The sequence below is a fragment of the Rhizobium sp. HT1-10 genome, from assembly GCF_049472505.1.
Lineage (GTDB): Bacteria > Pseudomonadota > Alphaproteobacteria > Rhizobiales > Rhizobiaceae > Rhizobium.
The window spans coordinates 87,071-108,075 of record NZ_JBCEBQ010000001.1; the positions used below are offsets into that span (position 1 = coordinate 87,071).

The 21,005-nt window shown below is 61.9% G+C and carries 19 protein-coding genes and 1 pseudogene; 14 read left to right on the forward strand and 6 right to left on the reverse strand.

The window, feature by feature from the left end; all coding sequences use genetic code 11:
* Window positions 1–248 precede the first annotated feature (248 nt).
* Entirely contained in the window at window positions 249–458 is a 210-nt protein-coding gene (locus VH564_RS00410) for a cold-shock protein (protein ID WP_111216728.1), read from the forward strand.
* Window positions 459–635: 177 nt separating this feature from the next.
* Here VH564_RS00410 and VH564_RS00415 read toward each other — a convergent pair whose 3' ends face one another.
* Entirely contained in the window at window positions 636–1,298 is a 663-nt protein-coding gene (locus VH564_RS00415) for an OmpW/AlkL family protein (RefSeq protein WP_423337860.1), read from the reverse strand.
* A 290-nt stretch (window positions 1,299–1,588) separates the two neighbouring features.
* On the opposite strand from VH564_RS00415, the gene mscL reads away from it, so the two are divergent.
* The 7 genes and pseudogenes from mscL (at window position 1,589) to VH564_RS00450 (ending at window position 8,095) form a co-directional block, all read left to right on the forward strand.
* A complete protein-coding gene (gene mscL / locus VH564_RS00420; protein ID WP_423337861.1) occupies window positions 1,589–2,023 on the forward strand; it encodes a large conductance mechanosensitive channel protein MscL in 435 nt (144 codons plus the stop codon).
* Between the two features lie 126 nt (window positions 2,024–2,149).
* The gene (locus VH564_RS00425; RefSeq protein WP_423337862.1) at window positions 2,150–3,316 is read left to right on the forward strand and encodes a pyridoxal phosphate-dependent aminotransferase; all 1,167 of its coding nucleotides are present in this window, start codon (window positions 2,150–2,152) and stop codon (window positions 3,314–3,316) included.
* A gap of 214 nt (window positions 3,317–3,530) precedes the next feature.
* Window positions 3,531–4,562, forward strand: a complete 1,032-nt coding sequence (galE, locus tag VH564_RS00430; RefSeq protein ID WP_423337863.1) for a UDP-glucose 4-epimerase GalE — start codon at window positions 3,531–3,533, stop codon at window positions 4,560–4,562.
* Window positions 4,563–4,699: 137 nt separating this feature from the next.
* Complete coding sequence (locus VH564_RS00435) at window positions 4,700–5,758, forward strand: enoyl-CoA hydratase/isomerase family protein (RefSeq protein WP_423337864.1); 1,059 nt, start codon at window positions 4,700–4,702, stop codon at window positions 5,756–5,758.
* Between the two features lie 37 nt (window positions 5,759–5,795).
* Window positions 5,796–6,050 (forward strand): annotated as a pseudogene (locus tag VH564_RS00440) (ABC transporter ATP-binding protein); the annotation flags it as partial.
* 228 nt (window positions 6,051–6,278) lie between these two features.
* Entirely contained in the window at window positions 6,279–7,676 is a 1,398-nt protein-coding gene (locus VH564_RS00445; protein WP_423337865.1) for an MATE family efflux transporter, read from the forward strand.
* Window positions 7,673–8,095: a glyoxalase superfamily protein gene (locus VH564_RS00450; RefSeq protein ID WP_423337866.1), complete on the forward strand. Its 423-nt coding sequence runs from the start codon at window positions 7,673–7,675 to the stop codon at window positions 8,093–8,095. Before VH564_RS00445 ends, VH564_RS00450 begins: the two co-directional genes overlap by 4 nt.
* A 122-nt stretch (window positions 8,096–8,217) precedes the next feature.
* Here VH564_RS00450 and VH564_RS00455 read toward each other — a convergent pair whose 3' ends face one another.
* On the reverse strand, window positions 8,218–8,616 hold the full coding sequence (locus tag VH564_RS00455) for a RidA family protein (RefSeq protein ID WP_423337867.1): 399 nt from the start codon (window positions 8,614–8,616) through the stop codon (window positions 8,218–8,220).
* Window positions 8,617–8,756: 140 nt separating this feature from the next.
* Between VH564_RS00455 and VH564_RS00460 the strand changes: the two genes are divergently transcribed.
* Window positions 8,757–9,350 (forward strand): TetR/AcrR family transcriptional regulator, encoded by a 594-nt coding sequence (locus tag VH564_RS00460; protein ID WP_423337868.1) that lies wholly within the window; start codon window positions 8,757–8,759, stop codon window positions 9,348–9,350.
* Window positions 9,351–9,440: 90 nt separating this feature from the next.
* Here the strand turns inward: VH564_RS00460 and VH564_RS00465 are convergent, their stop codons facing one another.
* Complete coding sequence (locus VH564_RS00465; protein ID WP_423337869.1) at window positions 9,441–11,510, reverse strand: ATP-dependent helicase; 2,070 nt, start codon at window positions 11,508–11,510, stop codon at window positions 9,441–9,443.
* A 247-nt stretch (window positions 11,511–11,757) separates the two neighbouring features.
* Here VH564_RS00465 and VH564_RS00470 point away from each other — a divergent pair, with 247 nt between their 5' ends.
* The gene (locus VH564_RS00470; protein ID WP_423337870.1) at window positions 11,758–12,630 is read left to right on the forward strand and encodes an SMP-30/gluconolactonase/LRE family protein; all 873 of its coding nucleotides are present in this window, start codon (window positions 11,758–11,760) and stop codon (window positions 12,628–12,630) included.
* 57 nt (window positions 12,631–12,687) lie between these two features.
* On the opposite strand, the gene secD is transcribed toward VH564_RS00470, so the two are convergent.
* The 3 genes from secD to ybaL all read right to left on the reverse strand — a co-directional run bounded on the left by secD (window position 12,688) and on the right by ybaL (window position 17,608).
* Window positions 12,688–15,246 carry a protein translocase subunit SecD gene (secD, locus tag VH564_RS00475; protein WP_423337871.1) on the reverse strand — a complete coding sequence of 853 codons (2,559 nt, stop codon included), beginning with the start codon at window positions 15,244–15,246 and terminating at the stop codon, window positions 12,688–12,690.
* Window positions 15,247–15,337: 91 nt separating this feature from the next.
* Window positions 15,338–15,757, reverse strand: coding sequence for a hypothetical protein (locus VH564_RS00480; protein ID WP_423337872.1), 420 nt, complete (start codon window positions 15,755–15,757; stop codon window positions 15,338–15,340).
* A gap of 12 nt (window positions 15,758–15,769) precedes the next feature.
* Window positions 15,770–17,608 (reverse strand): YbaL family putative K(+) efflux transporter, encoded by a 1,839-nt coding sequence (gene ybaL / locus VH564_RS00485; RefSeq protein ID WP_423337873.1) that lies wholly within the window; start codon window positions 17,606–17,608, stop codon window positions 15,770–15,772.
* Between the two features lie 76 nt (window positions 17,609–17,684).
* Here ybaL and VH564_RS00490 point away from each other — a divergent pair, with 76 nt between their 5' ends.
* The 4 genes from VH564_RS00490 (at window position 17,685) to cheY1 (ending at window position 20,998) form a co-directional block, all read left to right on the forward strand.
* A complete protein-coding gene (locus tag VH564_RS00490; protein ID WP_423338694.1) occupies window positions 17,685–17,966 on the forward strand; it encodes a helix-turn-helix transcriptional regulator in 282 nt (93 codons plus the stop codon).
* A 688-nt stretch (window positions 17,967–18,654) separates the two neighbouring features.
* A complete protein-coding gene (locus VH564_RS00495) occupies window positions 18,655–20,280 on the forward strand; it encodes a globin-coupled sensor protein (protein ID WP_423337874.1) in 1,626 nt (541 codons plus the stop codon).
* A gap of 59 nt (window positions 20,281–20,339) precedes the next feature.
* The gene (locus VH564_RS00500) at window positions 20,340–20,636 is read left to right on the forward strand and encodes an STAS domain-containing protein (RefSeq protein WP_423337875.1); all 297 of its coding nucleotides are present in this window, start codon (window positions 20,340–20,342) and stop codon (window positions 20,634–20,636) included.
* A complete protein-coding gene (gene cheY1 / locus VH564_RS00505; protein ID WP_423337876.1) occupies window positions 20,633–20,998 on the forward strand; it encodes a chemotaxis response regulator CheY1 in 366 nt (121 codons plus the stop codon). Before VH564_RS00500 ends, cheY1 begins: the two co-directional genes overlap by 4 nt.
* Window positions 20,999–21,005 lie beyond the last annotated feature (7 nt).

Consider the following 21,005-nt stretch of genomic DNA (forward strand, 5'->3'; position numbering starts at 1 on the left):
AGGGGCTTCCGGCTTTGCCGTGGCGAACGTGCTTCGGTAAGCGTCTGTCATTAATTGGACTTTGCAATCAGCGTGGCTTGAATGACGGGCAGAGGTCGGTTATAACGCCCGCCATCGATCTTGCTAGATGAACTTTGTTGCGGCCCCGTGCCGTTGCTTGCGAACTTCCCTTCAAAATCGGTTTCACCGCTATTCGGGAGAATTCCGGGTGGCGTACTTTTCTACACACGATTCGAAAGGATATCGTTATGGCTTCAGGTACAGTTAAGTGGTTCAACGCAACCAAGGGCTTCGGCTTCATTCAGCCTGACGACGGCGCAGCCGACGTTTTCGTTCACATCTCGGCCGTTGAACGCGCCGGCATGCGCGAACTCCAGGAAGGTCAGAAGATCTCCTACGAGCTCGTTGCTGACAAGCGTTCGGGCAAGATGTCTGCAGACCGCCTTCAGGCTGCCTAAGACATTCAAGCAGGTGTTTCGGCTTCAGGGCCGAGTATCTGCGGAAAAACTACGAAAGGTCGGGCTTGTCCCGGCCTTTTTGTTTTTGCGGGTCTTTGTCCAGCCCGCTGCGGGCTTCTTGCGCCAATCGCAGAAGGCGATGAGGCGCGCCGAGCCTGCCGGCGCCCCTCATCTCTGTCAGAAGCGGTAGGTGATGCCGGTGCCGATCATCAGCGGATCGAGGTTGGCCTTGCCGCTGACATGGCTGCCGCCAACGGTGGCATCGAAGTCCGGCCGCAGGATCAGCTTCTTGACGTCGACGTTGAGACCCCAATGCTGGTCGACCATGTAGTCGAAGCCGGCCTGGAAGGCGACGCCGAAGGCATTCTTGACGTCCAGGCTTTCGGCGCTCTTGCCGGACTGGTTGTAGAACATGGTGTAGTTGACGCCGGCACCGACATAGGGCCGGAAAGCGCCGAGGCTGGTGACGTGGTACTGCAGCGTCAGCGTCGGCGGCAGTAGCCATGTCTTACCGATATTGCCGAGGCCCGCGATCGAACCTTCCCCATGCACCGTTGATTTCGTGGTGCCGAGCACCAGTTCGGCGGCAATGTTGTCGTTGAAGAAATAGGAAACGTCCATTTCGGGAATGATCGAGTTCGAGAACGACAGGTTTGAGCCGTCGATGCCGTCCACCCGTCCCGAATCGCGCGTTATGACGCCAAGCGCGCGCAGCCGGATTTGCCAAGGGCTCTGAGCCGCCGCCGTATCTGCATTGAGATCGGCCGCGCCTGCGGTCGAGGCCGCGAGGGTCAACATCGCTGCGGCGGCCAACAATGTCAGAGGCTTTGAAGAAGTCATGGTTGTCTGTCCTTTGTTTTGAAATGATTTTTCGACAGGTACCTTTTGCGCTCCTCCTTCCCGCAGGATTTGAGCGAGATCAAACGGCAGGCACTCGCTTTCCCGTTTGGAGCACTCGCCGGAATTCTGTCGCATTTGAGCAACAGCGACACCGATACCGGGCAAGCGTTTTGCCAGCCGGCCAGTCGATCGTCGAAGTCCCTTGAAAAAATTCTGTCTTGAACAAAATGGCAAAAGATGTTGCTAATCAATCGTCAGCGGGTTCACCGCTAAGCCAGAGGGGGCGGCCTATGCTCAATGAATTCAAAGCCTTTATCGCACGTGGCAATGTCATGGATCTCGCCGTCGGCGTGATCATCGGCGGTGCCTTCGGCGGCATCGTCAAGTCGCTGGTCGACGACATCATCATGCCAATCGTCGGCGCCATTTTCGGTGGGTTCGATTTCTCGAACTATTTCATCGGTCTTTCCAGCGCCGTCAACGCGCCGACGCTGGCCGCCGCGCGCGCGCAGGGCGCTGTCTTTGCCTACGGCAACTTCATCACCGTGCTGATCAACTTCCTGATCCTCGCCTGGATCATCTTTCTGATGGTGAAGGGCCTCAACACGCTGCGCAAGCAGCTCGAGCACAAGGAAGAGAAGGAGACTGCTGCAGCGCCGCCGCCGGCTGACGTCGCGCTGCTGACCGAGATCCGCGACCTTCTCGCTCGTCGCCCGGCGGTCTGACTGGGGCTGGAGCCTCCTCTCGATTGACGAGGCTCCATTCATCACCGAAATCGATCGGTGGTCTCTGCGAAGTCATGGGATTTTCGGGCCGAATTCCTCTAAGAAGGCGCGAAACGGAGACTTCGCATGTCAATCTTGAATAGCCTCAGCCCGCGCGCGCTGGCCGCCCCTGAAAGTGGCATCGTAGAAGTCCTGAACTATGCCCGGGGCCGGGAGGGACTTCTGCCTCTCTGGGTCGGCGAGGGCGATCTTTCGACCCCGGATTTCATCAACCGCGCCGCCATGGCTTCGCTGGCTGCAGGCGATACATTCTACACCTGGCAGCGTGGCATTCCGGAATTGCGCCAGGCGCTGTCCGACTACTACGCCCGCCATTTCAACGTCTCCCTGTCGCCTGACAATTTCTACGTCACCGGCTCCGGCATGCAGGCGATCCAGCTTTCCGTCCAGGCGATCACGTCGCCCGGTGACGAGATGATCTACCTCACCCCGGCATGGCCGAATATCGCGGCCGCTCTCGAGATTGCCGGTGCGCGCTCTGTCGGAGTGCAGCTTGATTTCGACGGCGGAAAATGGGCGCTTGATATCGGCCGCATCGAAGCTGCCATCACCCCAAGGACCAAGGGGCTGTTTCTCAACACGCCGTCCAATCCAACCGGCTGGACGGCGACCCACGAGGATCTCACCACCATTCTGGCGCTCGCCCGAAAGCACGGGCTGTGGATCATGGCGGACGAGATCTATGCCCGCTTCTACTATGGCGGCACCCGCGCGCCTTCGCTTCTCGACATCAAGCAGGAGGATGACCGCATCCTCTTCGTCAACTCCTTCTCGAAGAACTGGTCGATGACCGGCTGGCGCATCGGCTGGATCGTCGCGCCGCCGGAGACAGGCCAGGTGTTGGAGAACCTCGTCCAGTATTCCACCTCGGGCGTGGCCCACTTCATGCAGATGGGCGCCGTTGCTGCGCTCAATGAAGGCGACGATTTCGTCCGTTCCAACATCGAGAAGGCGACGCGCTCGCGCGACATTCTTTGCGATGCGCTGGTAGCCACCAATCGTGTCGAGACGCTGAAGCCAGACGGCGCCCTCTATGCCTTCCTGAAAATCGACGGTGTCACCGACAGCCGTCAGGCAGCGCTAGACATCGTTGACAAGACCGGCGTCGGCCTGGCGCCCGGGACTGCCTTCGGGGCCGGCGGCGAACTCTTCCTGCGCGCCTGCTTCCTGCGCGACCCGGGGCAGATCACCGAGGCGGCGGAGCGCCTGAGGGGCTATATTATCAGCCTCTGATTGTAAATGATGGTTAAGACCGGAAAGTCCGCCATTGCGCGGGCTTTTTCGTCTGGCCGGCCGATATCGCTCAAATTCTAATGACTTATGCAATATTCTACTAACCACGCCACCAGTCTTGCTCTTCCGAATTGGCTGAAAAGGTCAATTGATAATCAAATTTCAAAGGAAGCGGGCCCAATGCTCTCCCTAGAACAAGCCAGGGATGCAAGACATGGCGATTTTGGTAACAGGCGGCGCCGGCTACATCGGCAGCCATATGGTCTGGACTTTGCTGGATGCCGGCGAGGACGTGGTTGTGATCGACCGCTTGTCGACCGGTTTCCGCTGGGCGGTAGCGCCGGCCGCGCGTTTCTATCTCGGCGATGCCGCCGACGAGTCGGTTCTCAAGAAGATATTCACGGAAAATGATATCGAGGCGATCATCCATTTCGCCGGCTCCGCCGTTGTCTCTGCCTCGATCACCGATCCGCTGGCTTATTACGAAAACAACACCGGAAAGACCCGGGTGCTGATGAGCGCTGCCGTCGACGCCGGCGTTCGCCATTTCGTCTTCTCTTCGACGGCCGCAGTCTACGGGCCGCAGCCATCGGACAAAGCGGTTGCCGAGCATGCCTCGTTAAATCCGGAGACGCCTTACGGTCTGTCCAAGCTGATGTCGGAATACATGCTGCGCGACGCCGCTGCCGCCTATGACTTCCGCTATGTGGCGCTGCGGTACTTCAATGTCGCCGGCGCCGACCCGCAAGAGCGCACCGGCCAGTCCACGGAAGGCGCGACGCATCTGGTCAAGGTTGCCTGCGAGGCAGCCCTCGGTCGCCGCCGGAAAGTCGATATCTACGGCACGGATTACGCAACCCATGACGGCACTGGGGTGCGCGACTATATACACGTCAGCGATCTCGCAGACGCCCACCTGCGGGCTCTCTATCACCTGAGGGCCGGCGGCCGCTCGCTCGTCGCCAATTGCGGCTATGGCATGGGCTATTCCGTGCTCGACGTTCTCAACATGGTGACCCGCGTCCATGGCCGCACCTTCAATGTTCACCTCGCGCCGCGCCGGCCCGGGGATGCTGCGAGCGTGGTTGCTGATTCCACCTTCGCGCGCGAGACGCTCGGCTGGACGCCGCGACTCAACTGCCTCGAGACCATCGTCCGGTCTTCCCTCGCCTGGGAGGGCCATTTGGCCGAGCGGCTGAACATCGCCTATCCCGCACCCCGCCTCCCATTGGCCGCCGTCGGCTAAAGCTGGCGGTCTTATCCGCGCTCCCAATGCGGTTCTTGACCGTCTCCGTCTACAATCCTGCGTCTTGCTGCCTGCAGCCGCTGGACAGATCCACACGCCTTGCCCATTTTCACCAGCTGAGATGGCGGAGATTGGCAATGCAGGCATCGCACGAAATCATCATCGAGCGCAACGGATCGGCCGCCGTCATCCGTCTCAACCGGCCGCGCGCGCTGAACAGCCTGACGCTGCCAATGGTGCAAACGATGGCAACGGCGCTTGAGCTTTTTGCCGCCGATCCGTCGGTGACCAGCGTCGTCGTCATGGGCGAGGGCGAGCGCGGCTTTTGCGCCGGTGGCGACATCCGTGCGCTGCATCAGAGCGGCAGCACGGGCAGCGGGGATGCCACCAGCTTCTGGGCGGAGGAGTTCTGGCTCAACCGGACGATTGCCGAATATCCCAAACCCTATGTGGCGCTGATGGATGGCATCACAATGGGCGGCGGCGTCGGCCTGTCCGCCCATGGCAGCCACCGCATCGTCACAGAACGCACCCGCCTGGCGATGCCTGAAACCGGCATCGGCTACTTCCCCGATGTCGGCACCACCTGGCTGCTGCCCCGGGCACGCGGCGAGACAGGCACCTGGCTGGCGCTGACCGGCCTTGCCGTCGGCGCCGCCGATGCGATCCATGCCGGCCTCGCTGACTATCTCTTGCCGTCGACAGATCTCGCCAACGTCGTCGACGCCATCGGGTGCTTGCGCCCGGGCGCATCGAGTGCAGATGTGCACGCGACCATCGCCGCGCGGGCCACCCTGCCGGGAGACGGCCTTTTCGCCGTCCAAGCCGAGTTGATCGCCCGCAGCTTTGCCCATGACAGCGTCGAGGCCATTCTCGCGGCACTCGACGCCGAGGCCGAGCCCTTCGCCGCCGACAGCCTCAAGGCCATCGCCACCCGTTCGCCGACCAGCCTGAAGCTGGCATTGCGCCTGCTGCGCGAGGGAGGACGCAGCAGTGACCTCAGCGAATGCCTGGAGCGCGAATACCGCGCCTGCCGCCAGATCCTGCAGACGCCGGACTTCTACGAAGGCATCCGCGCCGCCGTCATCGACAAGGATCGAAACCCACAATGGTCGCCGGCCCGCCTGGATGGGGTGAGTGAAGCGGAGATCGAGCGGTATTTTGGGGTGGATGGCGCGCGCTTGTTTGCAGAGTGAGGGGGGGTGGCGAGGGATAGCCGGTAAGCTTGGGATTGAGGCAACCTCCGCCCTCGACAGCGAATCGGCGGCCGCGATCCAGGAGAAGCTCGACCTGGTGATGGAGGGGAAGACAGTCATCGCCATCGCCGATCGTCTCTCCACCATTGCGATGATGGACCGTATCGTCGTTCTCGATGACGGACGTAACGTGGAAGAAGGCACCCCGGACGAACTGATGGCCGAGGACGGCCTGTTTGCGCGTCTGGCCAAGCTTCAGACCGGAGGTTTTATACCCGATGACATCGACTGACTCCCATATGGAAAAAACTGGCGGGCTTCCGGCGACAAGCCCGAATCTGGTCTGTTGACAATGATTTCCCGCAGTGATTGAAGTGAGCGAGGTTACGAGCACCTGCCGCCTGCGGACGCAAGTCACGGTAAAGCTCGTGATATAGATTATCCTCACCCTCGAAGCATTTCGGTGGTGGGCAATGCGGGCGCCCATCCAAGTCGAAATGCCTCTCTGGAGGAGTGAGCAATGTCTACCGGACATTCGCACGACAACCGCTTTTTGACTGCGCCCGTGCACACACTATTTGCCGCCACCGCTCTGCCCATGGCGGCCATCATGCTGATGAACGGGCTTCTCGGTATCGTCGACGCCGCTTTCCTCGGCCAGTTCGTCGGCTCGCAAGCCATGGCTGCCGTCGGCATCGCTTTCCCCGTGCTGATGTTCACCATTGCCCTCTCGACGCTCGTCAGCGCCGGGATGTCGAGTCTGCTGGCCCGCCAGCTTGGCGCCGGTGCCCGCGAGGCCGCTGGCGCGACCTTTGCGGCTGCCCATGGGCTTGCCCTCTTCATCGCGGCGATCCTGATCCTCGCCTTTCTGGCCGGAGGATGGACCTTCGCCCTGCGCAGTGCCGGATCAAACCGCGCGGTTGCCGAGATGGTCTGGGTCTTCCTGGCGATCAGCATAATCGGCACGCCGGTGCAGTTCCTGCTGGGCGTTCATGCCGACGCCTGGAGAAACGAAGGCAAAGCCGGCTTGATGGCGCTCATGTCGCTGGGCGTGACGCTCGCCAATATCGCGCTGAACTACATCCTGATCGTGCCGCTCAAGCTCGGGATCGCCGGATCGGCGCTCGGCACGATCCTCGCCCAGGCCATCGGCCTGGCTCTCTTGATCGGCTTGCGCCCCTTTGTCGAAGGGATGATGCCGCTTGGCAGCCTCTGGCAGAACCGCTGGACGGGCGAGTGGCGAAGGCTGGTGGCGCTCGGTGCACCGGTCAGTCTGGGCTTCGCAGGCATTGCCCTTTCGGGAACGGTCGTGCTTCTTGCCTTGCGTCTCGGCGACGCTGCGGATTACGAAAGATCCGTAGCCGCCTACGGCATCGTCACCCGCGTCTTCGGTTTCACCTTCTTGCCGATCATGGCGATCGCGATGGCCATGCAGAGCATTGTCGGCAACAATGTCGGTGCGCGCCTTTACGCGCGTTCGGATAAGGTCCTGGGGATCGCGGTCGCAACGGCCCTGGTCTACTGTTTCACGGTAGAGTTTTGTCTGCTCCTCGCGGGGAGCAGCATCGGCGCATTGTTCGTCTCCAACCCCGATGTTGTCGCTGAAACCGGAAGGCTTTTCCGGCCGATGGCGGCGCTCTATCTAGTTTCGGGGCCGGTTTTCGTGTTCGGACTGTATTTCCAGGCTGTGGGCCAGCCGGCGCTTGCGGGCTTCCTGACCGTGGCCAAGCCTTTCGTGCTGCTGCCGGTTCTCATTGCTACCATTGCGGCCTCGGGGAGCGCCGATTTGATCTGGTTCGCCTACCCGCTGGCCGATAGTCTCGCCGCAATTGTTGCTGTCCTGGTGCTGTTCTCCGCCTTGAAGACGCGGAGGCGTACAGGCGCAATGGGCGTTGAGGGAATGGAGCGCGCGTCATGACTGTCAGAACCATTGCCGAAGCCAAGGCGCAGGCCAAGATACTGAAGACCGCTTTGGCCGCCCAGGAGGTGAGCCTCGGCCATGCCCAGGCGCTCGAAGTGATCGCCCACCAGTCCGGCGCGCGCGACTGGAACACCCTGTCGGCACGCCTGGCAAAGGCAGCCCCTGTACCTTTTGTCCTGGGCCAAAGGGTACAGGGCCGCTATCTCGGGCAACCCTTCAAGGGCGAGATCAAAGCTCTGTCGTCCATGGGGAACCAGTATGCCGTCTCCGTCCGGCTCGACGAGCCGGTGGATACCGTGACCTTTGCCGGCTTCTCCAACATGCGCCGCGCCGTCAGGAGCGTTATCGACAGCGACGGAAACTCGATCCGGAAGACCTCGAACGGAACGTTCCACCTGACCTTGGCACCGTTGTGAGGCGCCTATCGCAGGCTTCGGCCCTTTGAGCCTACACGGGTTGCTCTTTCGAAATTCTCGATCAGTTCGCTTGCGGAGACAGAGGCGAACTGATCGAGAAGGAGCATCGCGCAGTCAATGCCTCAAGTCGTTGCCGGCATGCGGGCGATCACCTTGATCTCGAAATCAAACCCGGCGAGCCATGTCACTCCGACCGCGGTCCACGTCGGATAGGGCTTTTCGCCGAAGAGCTGCTGTTTGACCGGCATGATGGTTTCGAACTGCTTTTGCGGATCGGTATGGAATGTCGTGACATCCAGCACATCCTCGAACGTGCAGCCGGCAGCTCCGAGCACGGCAGCGAGGTTGGTGAATGCAAGTTTTACCTGGGCCTGGAAATCGGGCTCGGGTGTTCCATCGGCGCGGCTGCCGACCTGGCCGGAGACAAACAGCAGGTCGCCAGACCGGACGGCTGCCGAATAGCCGTGCGCTTCGTAGAGCGCATGTCTGTTTGGAGGAAAAATGGCGGTACGCTGGGTCATTGTGTTCCTTATACTCGCCGGGAAAGCCTTCTCAGGCTTCCCACGCACGGCAGTTCGAGATACGTTACGTATACGAAAATAGTTTATATACGCGCCGTATGTCAATCCGGATACGGTGCGTATCAAAAACGGACCTAGGAATGGCAAAACGACGTTCTGAGACGATGGAAGAAAACCGGGCGAAACTGATAGCCGCCGCACGCAGGGCGTTTGCGGAAAAAGGCTACGCGGCCGCGTCCATGGACGACCTGACGGCCGATGCTGGCCTGACGCGTGGCGCGCTTTATCACAATTTCGGCGATAAACGCGGGTTGCTCGCCGCCGTTGTCAATCAGATCGATTCCGAGATGGCCCAGCGTGCCAAGGAGATCGCTGCGGCGAAAAAAGACGAATGGCAGGGGCTGCTCGCCGAGGCGACGGCCTATATCGAGATGGCGCTCGACCCCGAAGTCCAAAGGATTGTCCTGCTCGATGGGCCGGCGGTGCTGGGAGACCCATCGAAATGGCCCAGCCAGGACAGCTGCCTTGAAGTGACGAGGCAGACGGTGGAAAGGCTGATGGAGAAGGGAATCATCAAATCCCTCAATGCCGAAGCGGCAGCCCGCCTTCTCAGCGGGGCTGCGCTGAATGCTGCGCTATGGGTCGCCGCAAGTGAGGATGCCGAGGCCGTTTTGCCGAAGGCCGTGGAAGCCTTTCAAGCCCTGGCCACAGGTCTCCTGCGAAAACCGATGTAAGGCGACCTGAGTTTCATCTTGTAACCCGGATACAGCACTGCCCAGATTGCAAGACGTGCGCCGCTGGCGTCTTGCGTTCCCCCAACACCCCTACCGCCACATCCCACGCATCCGCGCCCCGACGTCCACCCTTATCTGCCGTGCCTGCTGGGCGGCGGGGGAATCGGAGCGGGCTGTTGGCCAGCCGCAGACTTCGAAGAATTGCAGCAGGGTCGCGGGGATGAAGCGGGTGCGGTTGGCGTAGACGTGGCGGTCGCCCTGGGCGTTCTGGCCGTGGACGAAGAAGCGTTGCGGCAGGACCAGGTCGAGATTGTCCTTGGCGCGGGTCATGGCGACATAGAGCAGGCGGCGCTCTTCCTCGATTTCGGCCGATGTGCCGACGCCGAGGTCCGAGGGGATGCAGCCGTCGATGACGTTGAGCATGAAGACCTTGGTCCACTCCTGGCCCTTGGCGGAGTGGATGGTCGACAGGATCAGATAGTCCTCGTCGAGCAGCGGCACGCCGGCCTGGTCGCTGGTGGCATCCGGCGGATCGAGCGTCAGTTCGGTGAGGAACCGTTCGCGCGAGGGGTAGCCGGAGGCGATCTGTTCGAGCTGCAGGAGATCGGCCTGCCGTGTCGAGGCGTCCTCGTGCAGGCGCTCCAGATGCGGCGCATACCATTCCCGCACCAGGCCGATCTCCGCCGGCCAGCCGGCCTTGCCTGATTTTACCGCCTGCAGCGTCTCGACGAAGGCCGTCCAGTCGTCGCCGCTGCGCGGAGGGGCCGGGATTTCGGTCAGCGCCGTGATCGGGCTCGCCTCGTCGTCCATGCGGTCGAGCACCTTCTGCGCCGTCGAGGGGCCGACGCCGGGTAGCAGCTGCATCAGCCGGAAACCGGCAACGCGGTCGCGCGGGTTCTGGGCAAAGCGCAGGGCCGCCAGCATGTCCTTGACATGGGCGCTGTCGAGAAACTTCAGCCCGCCGAACTTGACGAAGGGAATGTTGCGCCGCGTCAGCTCGATCTCCAGCGGGCCCGAGTGATGAGAGGCGCGAAACAGCACCGCCTGCTGCTTCAAAATCGTGCCGCCCTCGCGGTTTTCCAGCACCATGTCGGCGATATAGCGGGCCTGGTCGGCCTCGTCGCGCACGGTCACCAGCCTCGGGCGCTGCGCCGAGGTCCGCTCGGTGCGCAGGTTCTTGGTAAAACGCTCCGAGGCGAGATCGATGACGGCATTGGCGGCGGCAAGGATCGGCTGGGTGGAACGGTAGTTGCGGTCGAGGGTGACGATACGGGCGGCCGGCGAGAAGGCGGCGGGGAAATCGAGGATGTTGCGCACCGTCGCGGCGCGGAAGGAATAGATCGACTGGGCATCGTCGCCGACGACGGTCAGACCTTCGCCGCCGGGCTTCAGCGCCATCAGGATCGAGGACTGCAGGCGGTTGGTGTCCTGGTATTCGTCGATCATCACATGGTCGAAGCGGCCACCGATATCCTCGGCGATGAGGGGCTCGTGCACCATGTGCGCCCAGTAGAGCAGCAGGTCGTCGTAATCGAGGACATTCTGCACCTGCTTGGCCTCGACATAGGAGGCAAACAGCTCGCGCAACTGGTTCTCCCAGGTGGCGCACCAGGGAAACGCGTCCCGCAAAACCTGATCCAGCGGCGTCTCCGAGTTGACCGCGCGCGAATAGATGGCGAGGCAGGTGCCCTTGGTCGGAAAGCGGTTCTCGGTCTTGGAGAAGCCGAGGTCGTGCCGGATGAGATTCATCAGGTCGGCGCTGTCCTCCCGGTCGTGGATGGTGAAGGCCGGATCGAGGCCGATCTGTTCGGCATAGTCGCGCAGCAGCCGCGCGCCGATGCCGTGGAAGGTGCCGCTCCAGGCGAGCGCGTCGGTCATGACCCCGGATTTCGCACCCAGCACCTGGGCGCAGATCTTTTCGACGCGCCGGCCCATCTCGGACGCGGCCCTTCGGGAAAAGGTCATGAGCAGGATGCGGCGCGGATCGGCACCCCTAACGATCAGATGGGCAACGCGGTGGGCGAGCGTGTTGGTCTTGCCGGAGCCGGCACCGGCGATGACCAGCAGCGGGCCGGAGACATGGCTGCCGTCGGTATCGGTGCCGTGCTCGACGGCCAGCCGCTGCTCGGGGTTCAGTTTTTCCAGATAGGCGGCGGTCATGGGCTCTCCTCGATTGCTCCGGAGCGGCCGCTGCCATGCCGTGTCGAATTTCCGAAGATTATCAGGCCATCATTAGATTGCCCGAATGTTCGTTAAATGTTCTGAATCGGCGAATTCTGTCAAGACGCGTGGCCCGCTTTGAGGCAAGGATGCAGCGGACAAAACCTGGATGTTAGCTTTTGCTTAACGAATTGGAAAGGTTAGCCATGATTAACATATCACCGTCTGCCTCGGGGGATGCTTCCGAATGAATGAGACGATTGCAGTCGGCTTGCACCAGCCCGATGGGCCGGTCGGACTGCAGGACGGCCGCGTTGCTCTGGTTGAAATGGAAGATGGACACCGTTGCCTGACGGTGCTCGAGCAGGATGGCAGGCGCCGGGAGATTTGCAGGCCTGGCGGACGTCCGACTGGGCTCGTCACCGATGGCGATGGATGTTTCTGGGTCGCCGGCGGTCCGGAAAACTCGCTGGTTCGCTTGTCGCCCGAAGGCCGCATGTTGCAGATGATAGAAGGCAGCGACAGGGGACCCTTCGTCCTGCCGCACGATCTCGCCTTTGGTCCGGACGGCTTGCTATATATGAGCGATTCCGGCGTCCGGATTGCTGACCTCGTCATCGGCCAGACCATTCGCCCGGATTTCCTGAATGCCGCCTACAATGGCCGTATCTACCAGATCGATCCCGCCGATGGCCGCGTGCTGCGATCGCTGGCGACGGGGCTGCTGCTTGCCAGCGGCATCGCCTTCGATTCCAAAGGCATGCTCTATTACAGCGAGATGCTGACCGGCAATATCTACCGGCAGGTGGTGGGTGGCCGCCAGGAAGTCTTTGCCCAAGCGCTGCGCTCGCCGATCGGCGGAAGCCTCAGGGGCCCAGTCGGGCTCGCTTTTGATCGAGACGATACCCTTTATTGCGCGATCTACGGGCAGGGCGACATCTCCCTGATCGACGCCTCCGGCAAGGTCTCTGGCCATATCCGCACCAATGGCGCGCTGCCCAGCAACGTTGCTTTTACGCCGGATGGCAAGCATGTGCTGATCACCGAGCAGCAGCACGGGGCGGTCGAGCGCATCCCCGCTCCGAAACCAGGCCTCGCGCTGCACAGGCCGACGATCTGATCCGGCTTTAGCCGGCATGCAAAAAGGGCGCCTCCAACCGGGGCGCCCTTTTCTGTCTTATTCAGCCGCCGGAAGCTGCTTCGACTTGGCCTTCTCGTCTTCGGCTGCCTTTGCATCATTGGCAGCGCCAGCGACGCGGTGGCGGGTGCGCCAGTCGCCGAGGAACAAGAGAATCGGCGCCGCGATGAAGATCGACGAGGCACCGGCGACCAGAATGCCGAAGACCATCGGAATGGCGAAGCTCGAGACGGCACTGCCGCCCCAGATCGCCATCGGCAGCATCGCCAGCAGAGCCGTAGCGTTGGTGTAGAGGCTTCGGGCAAGCGTCTCGTTGATCGACTTGTCGATCAGCTCGCGCAGCGGCATCGACTTGTAGAGCCGCATGTTTTCGCGCATGCGGTCGTAGACCACGACCTTGTCGTTCACCGAGTAGCCAACCATCGTCAGCACGGCGGCGATAGCCGTCAGGTTGAAGTCGAGCCCTGTGATGGCGAAAAAGCCCACGAGCTTGGTGACGTCGAGCACAAGCGTGACGATGGCGCCGACGGCGAAGGGCCATTCGAAGCGGAACCAGATATAGAACAGCATCGCCAGGCTGGCGATGACGACGGACAGGATACCCGCCCATGCTAGTTCGCCGGAGACCTTCGGTCCGATGACGTCAGTGCCTTCGACAGTGGCGCTCGGATCGATCTTGGTCACTTCTGCCTTCAGCTTGGTGACCGCCGCCGTCTGCGCTTCCTCGCCGCCTTCCTGACGTTGGGCGCGAACGAGGATGGTGTTCTTGTCGCCGAACGACTGCAGCGTGATTTCGCCGAGGCCGAGGTTGTTGAGACCCTCGCGGAAGGTCGAAAGATCGGCGCCGTCATTGGTCTTGACGGTCATCTGAATGCCGCCACGGAAGTCGACGCCGTAGTTGAGGCCCGGGTAGATGAACAGCCCGATGGAAGCGAGCGACAGCACAGCCGACACCGTGACGCCGAAGAAGCGGGCCTTCATGAACTGGATGTGCCGGTCATAGGGCGAGAACCGGAACAGCGACTGGATGTTGATCACCTTCAGCTTGCGGCGACGCGCAATCGCGATCATCACGACGCGCACGAAGGCGACCGAGGTGAACATCGAGATGATCAGGCCGAGACCCATGGTGACGGCAAAGCCGCGCACCGGACCGGAGCCGAAGTAGAACAGGATGGCGGCAGCGATCAGCGCCGTCATGTTGCCGTCGATGATGGTCGAGTAGGCGCGGTTGAAGCCGTTGTCGATGGCAGCGAAGGCACCGCGTCCCTTGCGGGTTTCCTCGCGGATACGTTCGTTGATCAACACGTTGGCGTCCACCGCAAGGCCGATGCCGAGCACGACACCGGCGATGCCCGGCAGCGTCAGGGTGGCGCCGACCAGCGTCAGGGCCGAGAAGGTCAGGATCGTGTGGATCAGCAGCGCGACGTTGGCCAGGATCCCCCATGTGCCGTAGAGCACGAAGATGAAGAGGGCGACCAGGGCAAAGCCGACAAGGCCGGAATAGATGCCCATCTTGATGGCGTCGGCACCAAGGTCGGCGCCGACGGTGCGTTCCTCGATGACGGTGAGCTTGGCCGGCAGGGCGCCGGCGCGCAGCAGGGCTGACAGCGTGGTTGCGCTTTCAGCCGTGAAGTTGCCGGAGATCTGGCCGGAGCCGCCGGTGATCGGTTCGCGGATGACCGGTGCGCTCAAAACCTTGTTGTCGAGAATGATGGCAAACGGCTTGCCGACATTGGCGCGGGTGATTTCGGCAAAGCGGTTGGCACCCGCGCTGTCGAAGCGGAAGGTGACCAGCGGCTCGTGGGTGTTCTGGTCGAAGGAGACGCGGGCATCGGCCAGACGGTCGCCGGAAAGCTCGACGCGATCCTGGATCGCATAGCTGTTGCCCTTGTCGTCCTTCATGACGGTGACGCCGGGACCGGGATTGGTGAGATCGCCGCTATCGGACAGCATGTGGAACGACATCTTGGCGGTCGAGCCGAGCAGTTCGCGCAGGCGCGACGGGTCCTGGGTGCCCGGGAGCTGTACGAGGACGCGGTTGTTGCCGATGCGCTGGATCGTCGGCTCGGACACGCCGACCTGGTCGACGCGCTGGCGGATGATCTCGAGGCTCTGCTGGACGGCGGCGTCGACATTGGCGTTGATGCCGACCTGCGAGTAGGCCAGCGTGATCACGCCGTTGTTGGCCGCGACGTTGAGGTCCGACTGGCCGGCGCTGATGCCTGTGGTGAGGGTGTTCGCCAGGGTCTTCAACTCGGTGACGGCCGCATCGCTCTGGGTCGGGTCGGTCAGCGAGATGACGACCTGCGTGGCGTTCTGGACGACCGACTTGGTCTGGATGCCCTTAGCCCGCAGAACGCGGCGTGCATCCTGGACCAGCGTCTGCAGCCGCTCATGGACCAGATCGCCTTCGTCGACTTCGAGAACCAGATGGGACCCGCCGCGAAGGTCGAGGCCGAGCGCGACCTGATTATGCGGTAGCCAGGCGGGAATGCGGTTGAGAGCCGATTGCGGCAGCACGTTCGGCAGGGCGATGAGCATGCCAAGCACGATGATCACCGCATAGGTGAACACCAGCCATGGGGAGGTGCGCATAATGTCTATCCTTGAATAAGCATCTGCCAGCGGCAAGAGCGCTGGCGCGTGGGTCTGATGTAAAGGGGGATGCGCCGAAGCGCGCGTTCTGTCAGGCGGAAGGAGCCGGCGGTCCCTGGGCCAGATAGGCCCCGACATTGCCGTCCGTGATCGGAGGTGACGCTGGCGACATAGGCAAGGCGACACCGAAAAGCGATGGTGCGGTCTGCATGCCCGAAGCGATCAGCGCCGCGTTACCGTCATGCCAGCTCGCCTTCGGCTCGTTGTCGCCGGCAGCGACGACGATGCCGCGGGTGTTGTCGCGAAGCGTCAGGTAGTGCGGCTGCTGGCTACCCTTGGCTGCGGAGAAATTATTGGTCTCGGTGCTTGCAAACGTCCCGAAGCCGCCGCCGAGGGCGAGGCCCAGATAGGCAAAGAACGCAACGATCAGCGAGGCCATCACGCGGGGCATGGCGCCGCGGGGATGTCTGGTCTCGTCGCTGTCGGCAATGCCGTCGTCGGACAGGCTCAAGGGCTAAACGACCTATTCACGCGGAGTTACAAGCGTGTCGGCCAGTCTATCAACCGACGGCGCATCTTCATAGAGAGGTCTGTCATGATGCACTTGGCGCAGCCGGTCAACCATGCCCAGTGCGATTTCACGCTCGCCCATGATCACCGTATCGGCGCCATAGCGGGTCAGTTCGTCGATTTCCGCGTCGGAATGGGCGCGTGCGACGATCAGGATCGAGGGATTGAGCTGGCGTGCTTGCTCGGCGATGCTGCAGGCCTCGAACGCGTTGGGGATGGCGACGACCAGGCTGCGGGCGGCCGCAATATTGGCAAATCCGAGGACCTCGGCCGAGGCCGCATTGCCGGAGATCGCCTCGATGCCGCGCGCGCGCAGGTCGATGACGCGCTTGTCGGTGTCCTCGATGACGAGGAACGGTGTGCCTGACGACAGCAGGTTCTGGCCGACGATGCTGCCGACACGACCATAGCCGACGACGACGGCGTGGCCCCTGAGCGTCGAGGGGCCAGGATCGCGCTCCTCGCCGATAACAGGCACTTCGGCCTCCACGGCCGCGGGCTTTGCTGCCGCCGCAGTCGCCGCTTCGGCCTGCGCCGTTGCCTCCTCTTGCAGCCGGGTCTTGTTGCCGAGATGGCTTTTCAGACGGGCGCAGCCGTAGAAGACCAGTGGATTGAGGATGATCGAGATGATCGCGCCGGCAAGGATCAGGTCTCGACCCTGTTCCGGCAACATCTTGAGCTCAACGCCCATGGCCGCCAGGATGAAGGAGAACTCACCGATCTGCGCCAGACTGGCCGAAATCGTCAGCGCCGTCCCAACCGGTTTGCGGAAGGCAATGACGATGAGGAAGGCCGCCAGCGACTTGCCGACCACGATGATGAATACCGTCGCGAGCACCAGCAGAGGATGTTCGAACAGGATGTTCGGGTCGAACAGCATGCCGACGGAAACGAAGAACAGCACCGCAAAAGCGTCGCGCAGCGGCAGGCTTTCCTGGGCGGCCCGATGGCTGAGCTCGCTCTCGGCGAGAACCATGCCGGCAAAGAAGGCACCGAGCGCGAGCGACACGCCGAACAGCTTTGCCGCACCGAAGGCGACGCCGAGCGCGATCGCCAGCACGCCGAGCCGGAAGAGTTCGCGCGAACCGGTATGGGCGGTGCGATGCAGAATCCAGGGAATGACGCGGCGGCCGAACACCAGCATCAACGCCACGAACAGCGCGACCTTCAAAAGCGTCATGCCGATGATGCCGCCGATGCCAAGATCAAGGCCGAACAGGCGGTTGACCGCCGCCGAAAGCGGCTCGACGGGCCCGTGGCCGTCGCCGGAAATGCTGGCGGCGGCCGGGATCAGCACCAGCGCCAGAACCATGGCCAGATCCTCAACGATCAGCCAGCCAACCGCGATCTTGCCACGCTCGGTCTCGACCAGCCGCCGTTCCTGCAGCGCCTTCAACAATACCACCGTGGAAGCGACCGACAAAGCCAGGCCGAACACAAGGCTGCCCCCGATCGACCAGCCCAGCAGCGTGCCCAATCCCCAGCCGAGCAGCGTCGCGAAGGCGATCTGGACGAGGGCGCCGGGAACGGCAATGAAGCGCACCGATAACAGGTCCTTGAGGGAGAAGTGCAATCCGACGCCGAACATCAGGAGGATTACGCCGATCTCAGCCAGTTCCGGGGCGAGCCCCTGATCGGCGACAAAGCCCGGCGTATAGGGCCCTGCCAGCACGCCGGCGACGAGATAGCCGACGAGCGGCGGCATGCGCAACTTGTTGGCGATAGCGCCGAAGATGAAAGCCAGCACGAGCCCCATGACGATCGTCGAAATCAATGGTGTATCGTGTGGCATCTTCTTTTCCCCCGCTGGAAATCCCGTGCTCAATATGACATATATGGCTTAGAGTGACCAATATGGGTATTTTTGCATCGTGAATCAAGGCAGTAAGTCAGCTATTCTGACACCGGCGCATTGTCGAGCCGCCCGTGGTTTCCTGGATTGGACACAGAACGATCTCGCCGAAAAGGCAGGCGTTTCCCGCAGCACGATCCGCGACTACGAAGGCGCCCGCCACGATATCCACCGTGCGACCGAGGCGCAGCTGAAATTGGCGTTCGAGCAAGGCGGCGTGGTTTTCGTCGAGATCCAACCCATCGGCTGGGCGGTCGCGCTGGAGCAACAGAGCAAAGCCATGCCGGCAAAAGTTTAACCGCAGAATTTGTTCGACGCCTTCACGACCTATACTTTGAGGCCTGCTCAGCCGCGAGCAGCCGATGCGACGCGCATCCATGCTCTGGTCGCCGACGGGCGCGCCTCGTTGAGAGGTGCTGAGCCTAAGCGTCAGGTGGATTCGGGCTATCCCGGCTCTGTCAAAAAACCCTCAGCGGGACCTTCTGCCGAGACTCGTCGAGACGGCTCAGGAGGGCGAATGCAGACAGCGTTATGCTGGCAATAAGTGAAGCACTCAGTCCAAGAACAATCATTGCTCTTTCCTCATAGGGATGTGGATGTGACCTAACCTTTGCTTCTAAACAACGAAGCTTGCTTGTGACTGTCTTTCGGCCCCGCCAATGCCGATAGTCTCGTGGAAGAAAGATTTATTCGAATTCGCTCACCTTCGACGCAATGTTAACCTTCAGGCAAGGAATTAACCATAAACATTGCAGTACACGTTGGAATGGGAAGATGTCGCTCCTCCCCACCAGGCATGATGCCGCCCCTTCGTACCGGATTTTGCCCCGGATTCTCTCCAGACAATTTCAACCTCGATGAACGAGTGGCGCTGAGCCGGAGGATCGCTAGATCCCCGAGGCCGTGTTCCGTCCAAAGCCGTTGATATTGGAAAGCTTACACAATTCAGCCAGGACATCCGTCCAGGCATCGCGGCGGGAACGGTTTTGACACAGGACTCGATACCAGAGCAGGGACATCGGACGCAGGCAGGTAGCCTACGTGACCGCTTGCGCTTTGCCGGCCTCGATGCCAATCAGTGCGAGACGCTCCGTCGTCACCGGCCGCTTCTCCAGACGCACATGAAGGCCGGCCTTCGCGATCTCTTCCATCGCTTCCAGTCTTTTCCCGATGCGGCCCGCAATTTTACCAGCGATAATCAGCTCGAACGGCTGCACGATCTGCAGTCTTCCCACTGGGATGTGCTGACCGACGCGCGGTTCGACAGCCTCTACGCCGAGCGGGTCAAGGTGCTCGCCGATTCCGAAAGCAAGATGGGTCTCGAGCCGCGATGGCAGGTGGCAGGCCATGGCGTCATTCTGGAACACCTTCTGGCGGGCGTCATCGGCGACATGGCTGGCGGTTCGATGCTGCCGGGCGGCAAGCGCCGGGCTAAGGAATCCGCCGACCTGGTTGCGGCTCTGGTGCGGCTCGTCATGGTCGATGTCGAGATCGCCGTGTCGCTGCGCTTCAACGAGATGCGCATCCAGCACCAGCGGGCCTTGGCCGACCAGCGCGTTTCCGATCAGGCCGAGGCGAGCGCCGTCTTCGCCGATGTCATCCGGAGCCTTGGCGAGCGCGATCTGACGGTACGTGCTCCAGCGGTTGTCCCCGATGCCTACAGTGAACTGGTCTCTCTGCTCAACGCCGCCTTGGAGGCCATGCAGAAGGATTTCACGCAGCTTGCTGAACGGGTGAAGACGACGGAAGACGCCGCCGGCCAGATCTCCATCGACAGCCGCACGCTCGACGAAGCCGCGACCGACCACGCGCAGCAACTGGGCGTCAACGCTCGACTGCTTGCAGGGCTTGCCGGTCAGGTGCGAGACAATGCCGCTACCACGCGGTTGGCAGAGAAGGACGCGGCAACGACCCGCAAGGCCGCTGAAGACAGCGGCCACATCGTCGGCGAGGCAATAGCCGCCATGGCCGATATCGAGACATCGGCCGAAAAGATTGGGCAGATCATCGGCAGCATCGACGAGATCGCCTTCCAGACAAACCTTCTGGCACTCAACGCCGGGATTGAAGCGGCACGCGCCGGCGACAGCGGCCGCGGCTTTGCCGTCGTCGCCCAGGAAGTCCGGGCCCTGGCCCAGCGTTCCGCCGACGCCGCGCGCGAGATCAAGGCACTGGTCACAGGCACCAAGGCGCAGGTCGTGGCCGGCGTGCAGATGGTCGGCCGAACCCAGGCGGCCATCGGCGGCATCGTTCGCCAGGTCACCACCATCAACGATACCATTTCCGGCATCGCGGCAGCAGCCGATGCGCATGCATCCGACCTGCGCTCGGTGACAGCGGAGGTCGATACCATTGGCGGAAAGCTCGCCGAGTCGAGCGGTCTTGCCCGCAGCACTGGCGAAACAGCCGACCACCTGCACACCGTCGTTCTGGAGCTGGGCCAAACCATCCGCGAATTTCGCGTGGCGCGGGCCAGGGAGTTCTCCAGCGAGCGCGCTGTCCCGATACGGCCGGAAATCAAGATCGGGCCAACGCATCTCGAGGATGCAACCGAGCATTTCGATTTTCCGCTGCGGGTCGCAAGCTTCGGAGGTGACAGAAGTGTCTACTAACGACTGCATCAGAAACCCCGGGCAACGTGGTCTGAATTCAACCGACAAGGAAGGCATTAATGGCAGTGAAGAAGGCAGATAAGAAAATCAGCCTGGCGGCAGTGCTAGACCTCAACGAGGCCTCCACGCTGCGCAGCAAACTACTCGGCCTACGGGGTAACAACGTGGTCATCGACGCTTCCGGCGTCGAGCGCGCCGGTGCCCTGTGCGCGCAGGTTTTGATGGCCGCGGCCAAGACCTGGGATGAGGACAAGCATTCCCTCACCTTTTCGAAGGTGTCGGATTCATTTCAGAAAACGATGCAGCTGATCGGTGTCAACATGGATCACCTGCTTGCCAAGGAGATCCATCAGTGAAGAAAAAAGTACTTACCGTCGATGACTCGCGAACGATCAGGAACATGCTGCTCGTGACCCTCAACAATGCCGGCTTCGAGACCATTCAGGCCGAAGACGGCATCGAAGGCCTGGAAGTGCTGGAAGGCGCCAATCCGGATGTGATCGTCACTGACATCAACATGCCCCGTCTGGACGGCTTCGGCTTCATCGAAGGCGTTCGCCGCAACGAGCGGTTCCGGGCCATCCCGATCCTGGTGCTGACCACGGAAAGCGACGCGGAGAAGAAAAACCGCGCTCGCCAGGCTGGCGCCACCGGCTGGATCGTCAAGCCTTTTGATCCAGTCAAACTGATCGATGCTATCGAGCGTGTAACCGCTTAAACAGGAT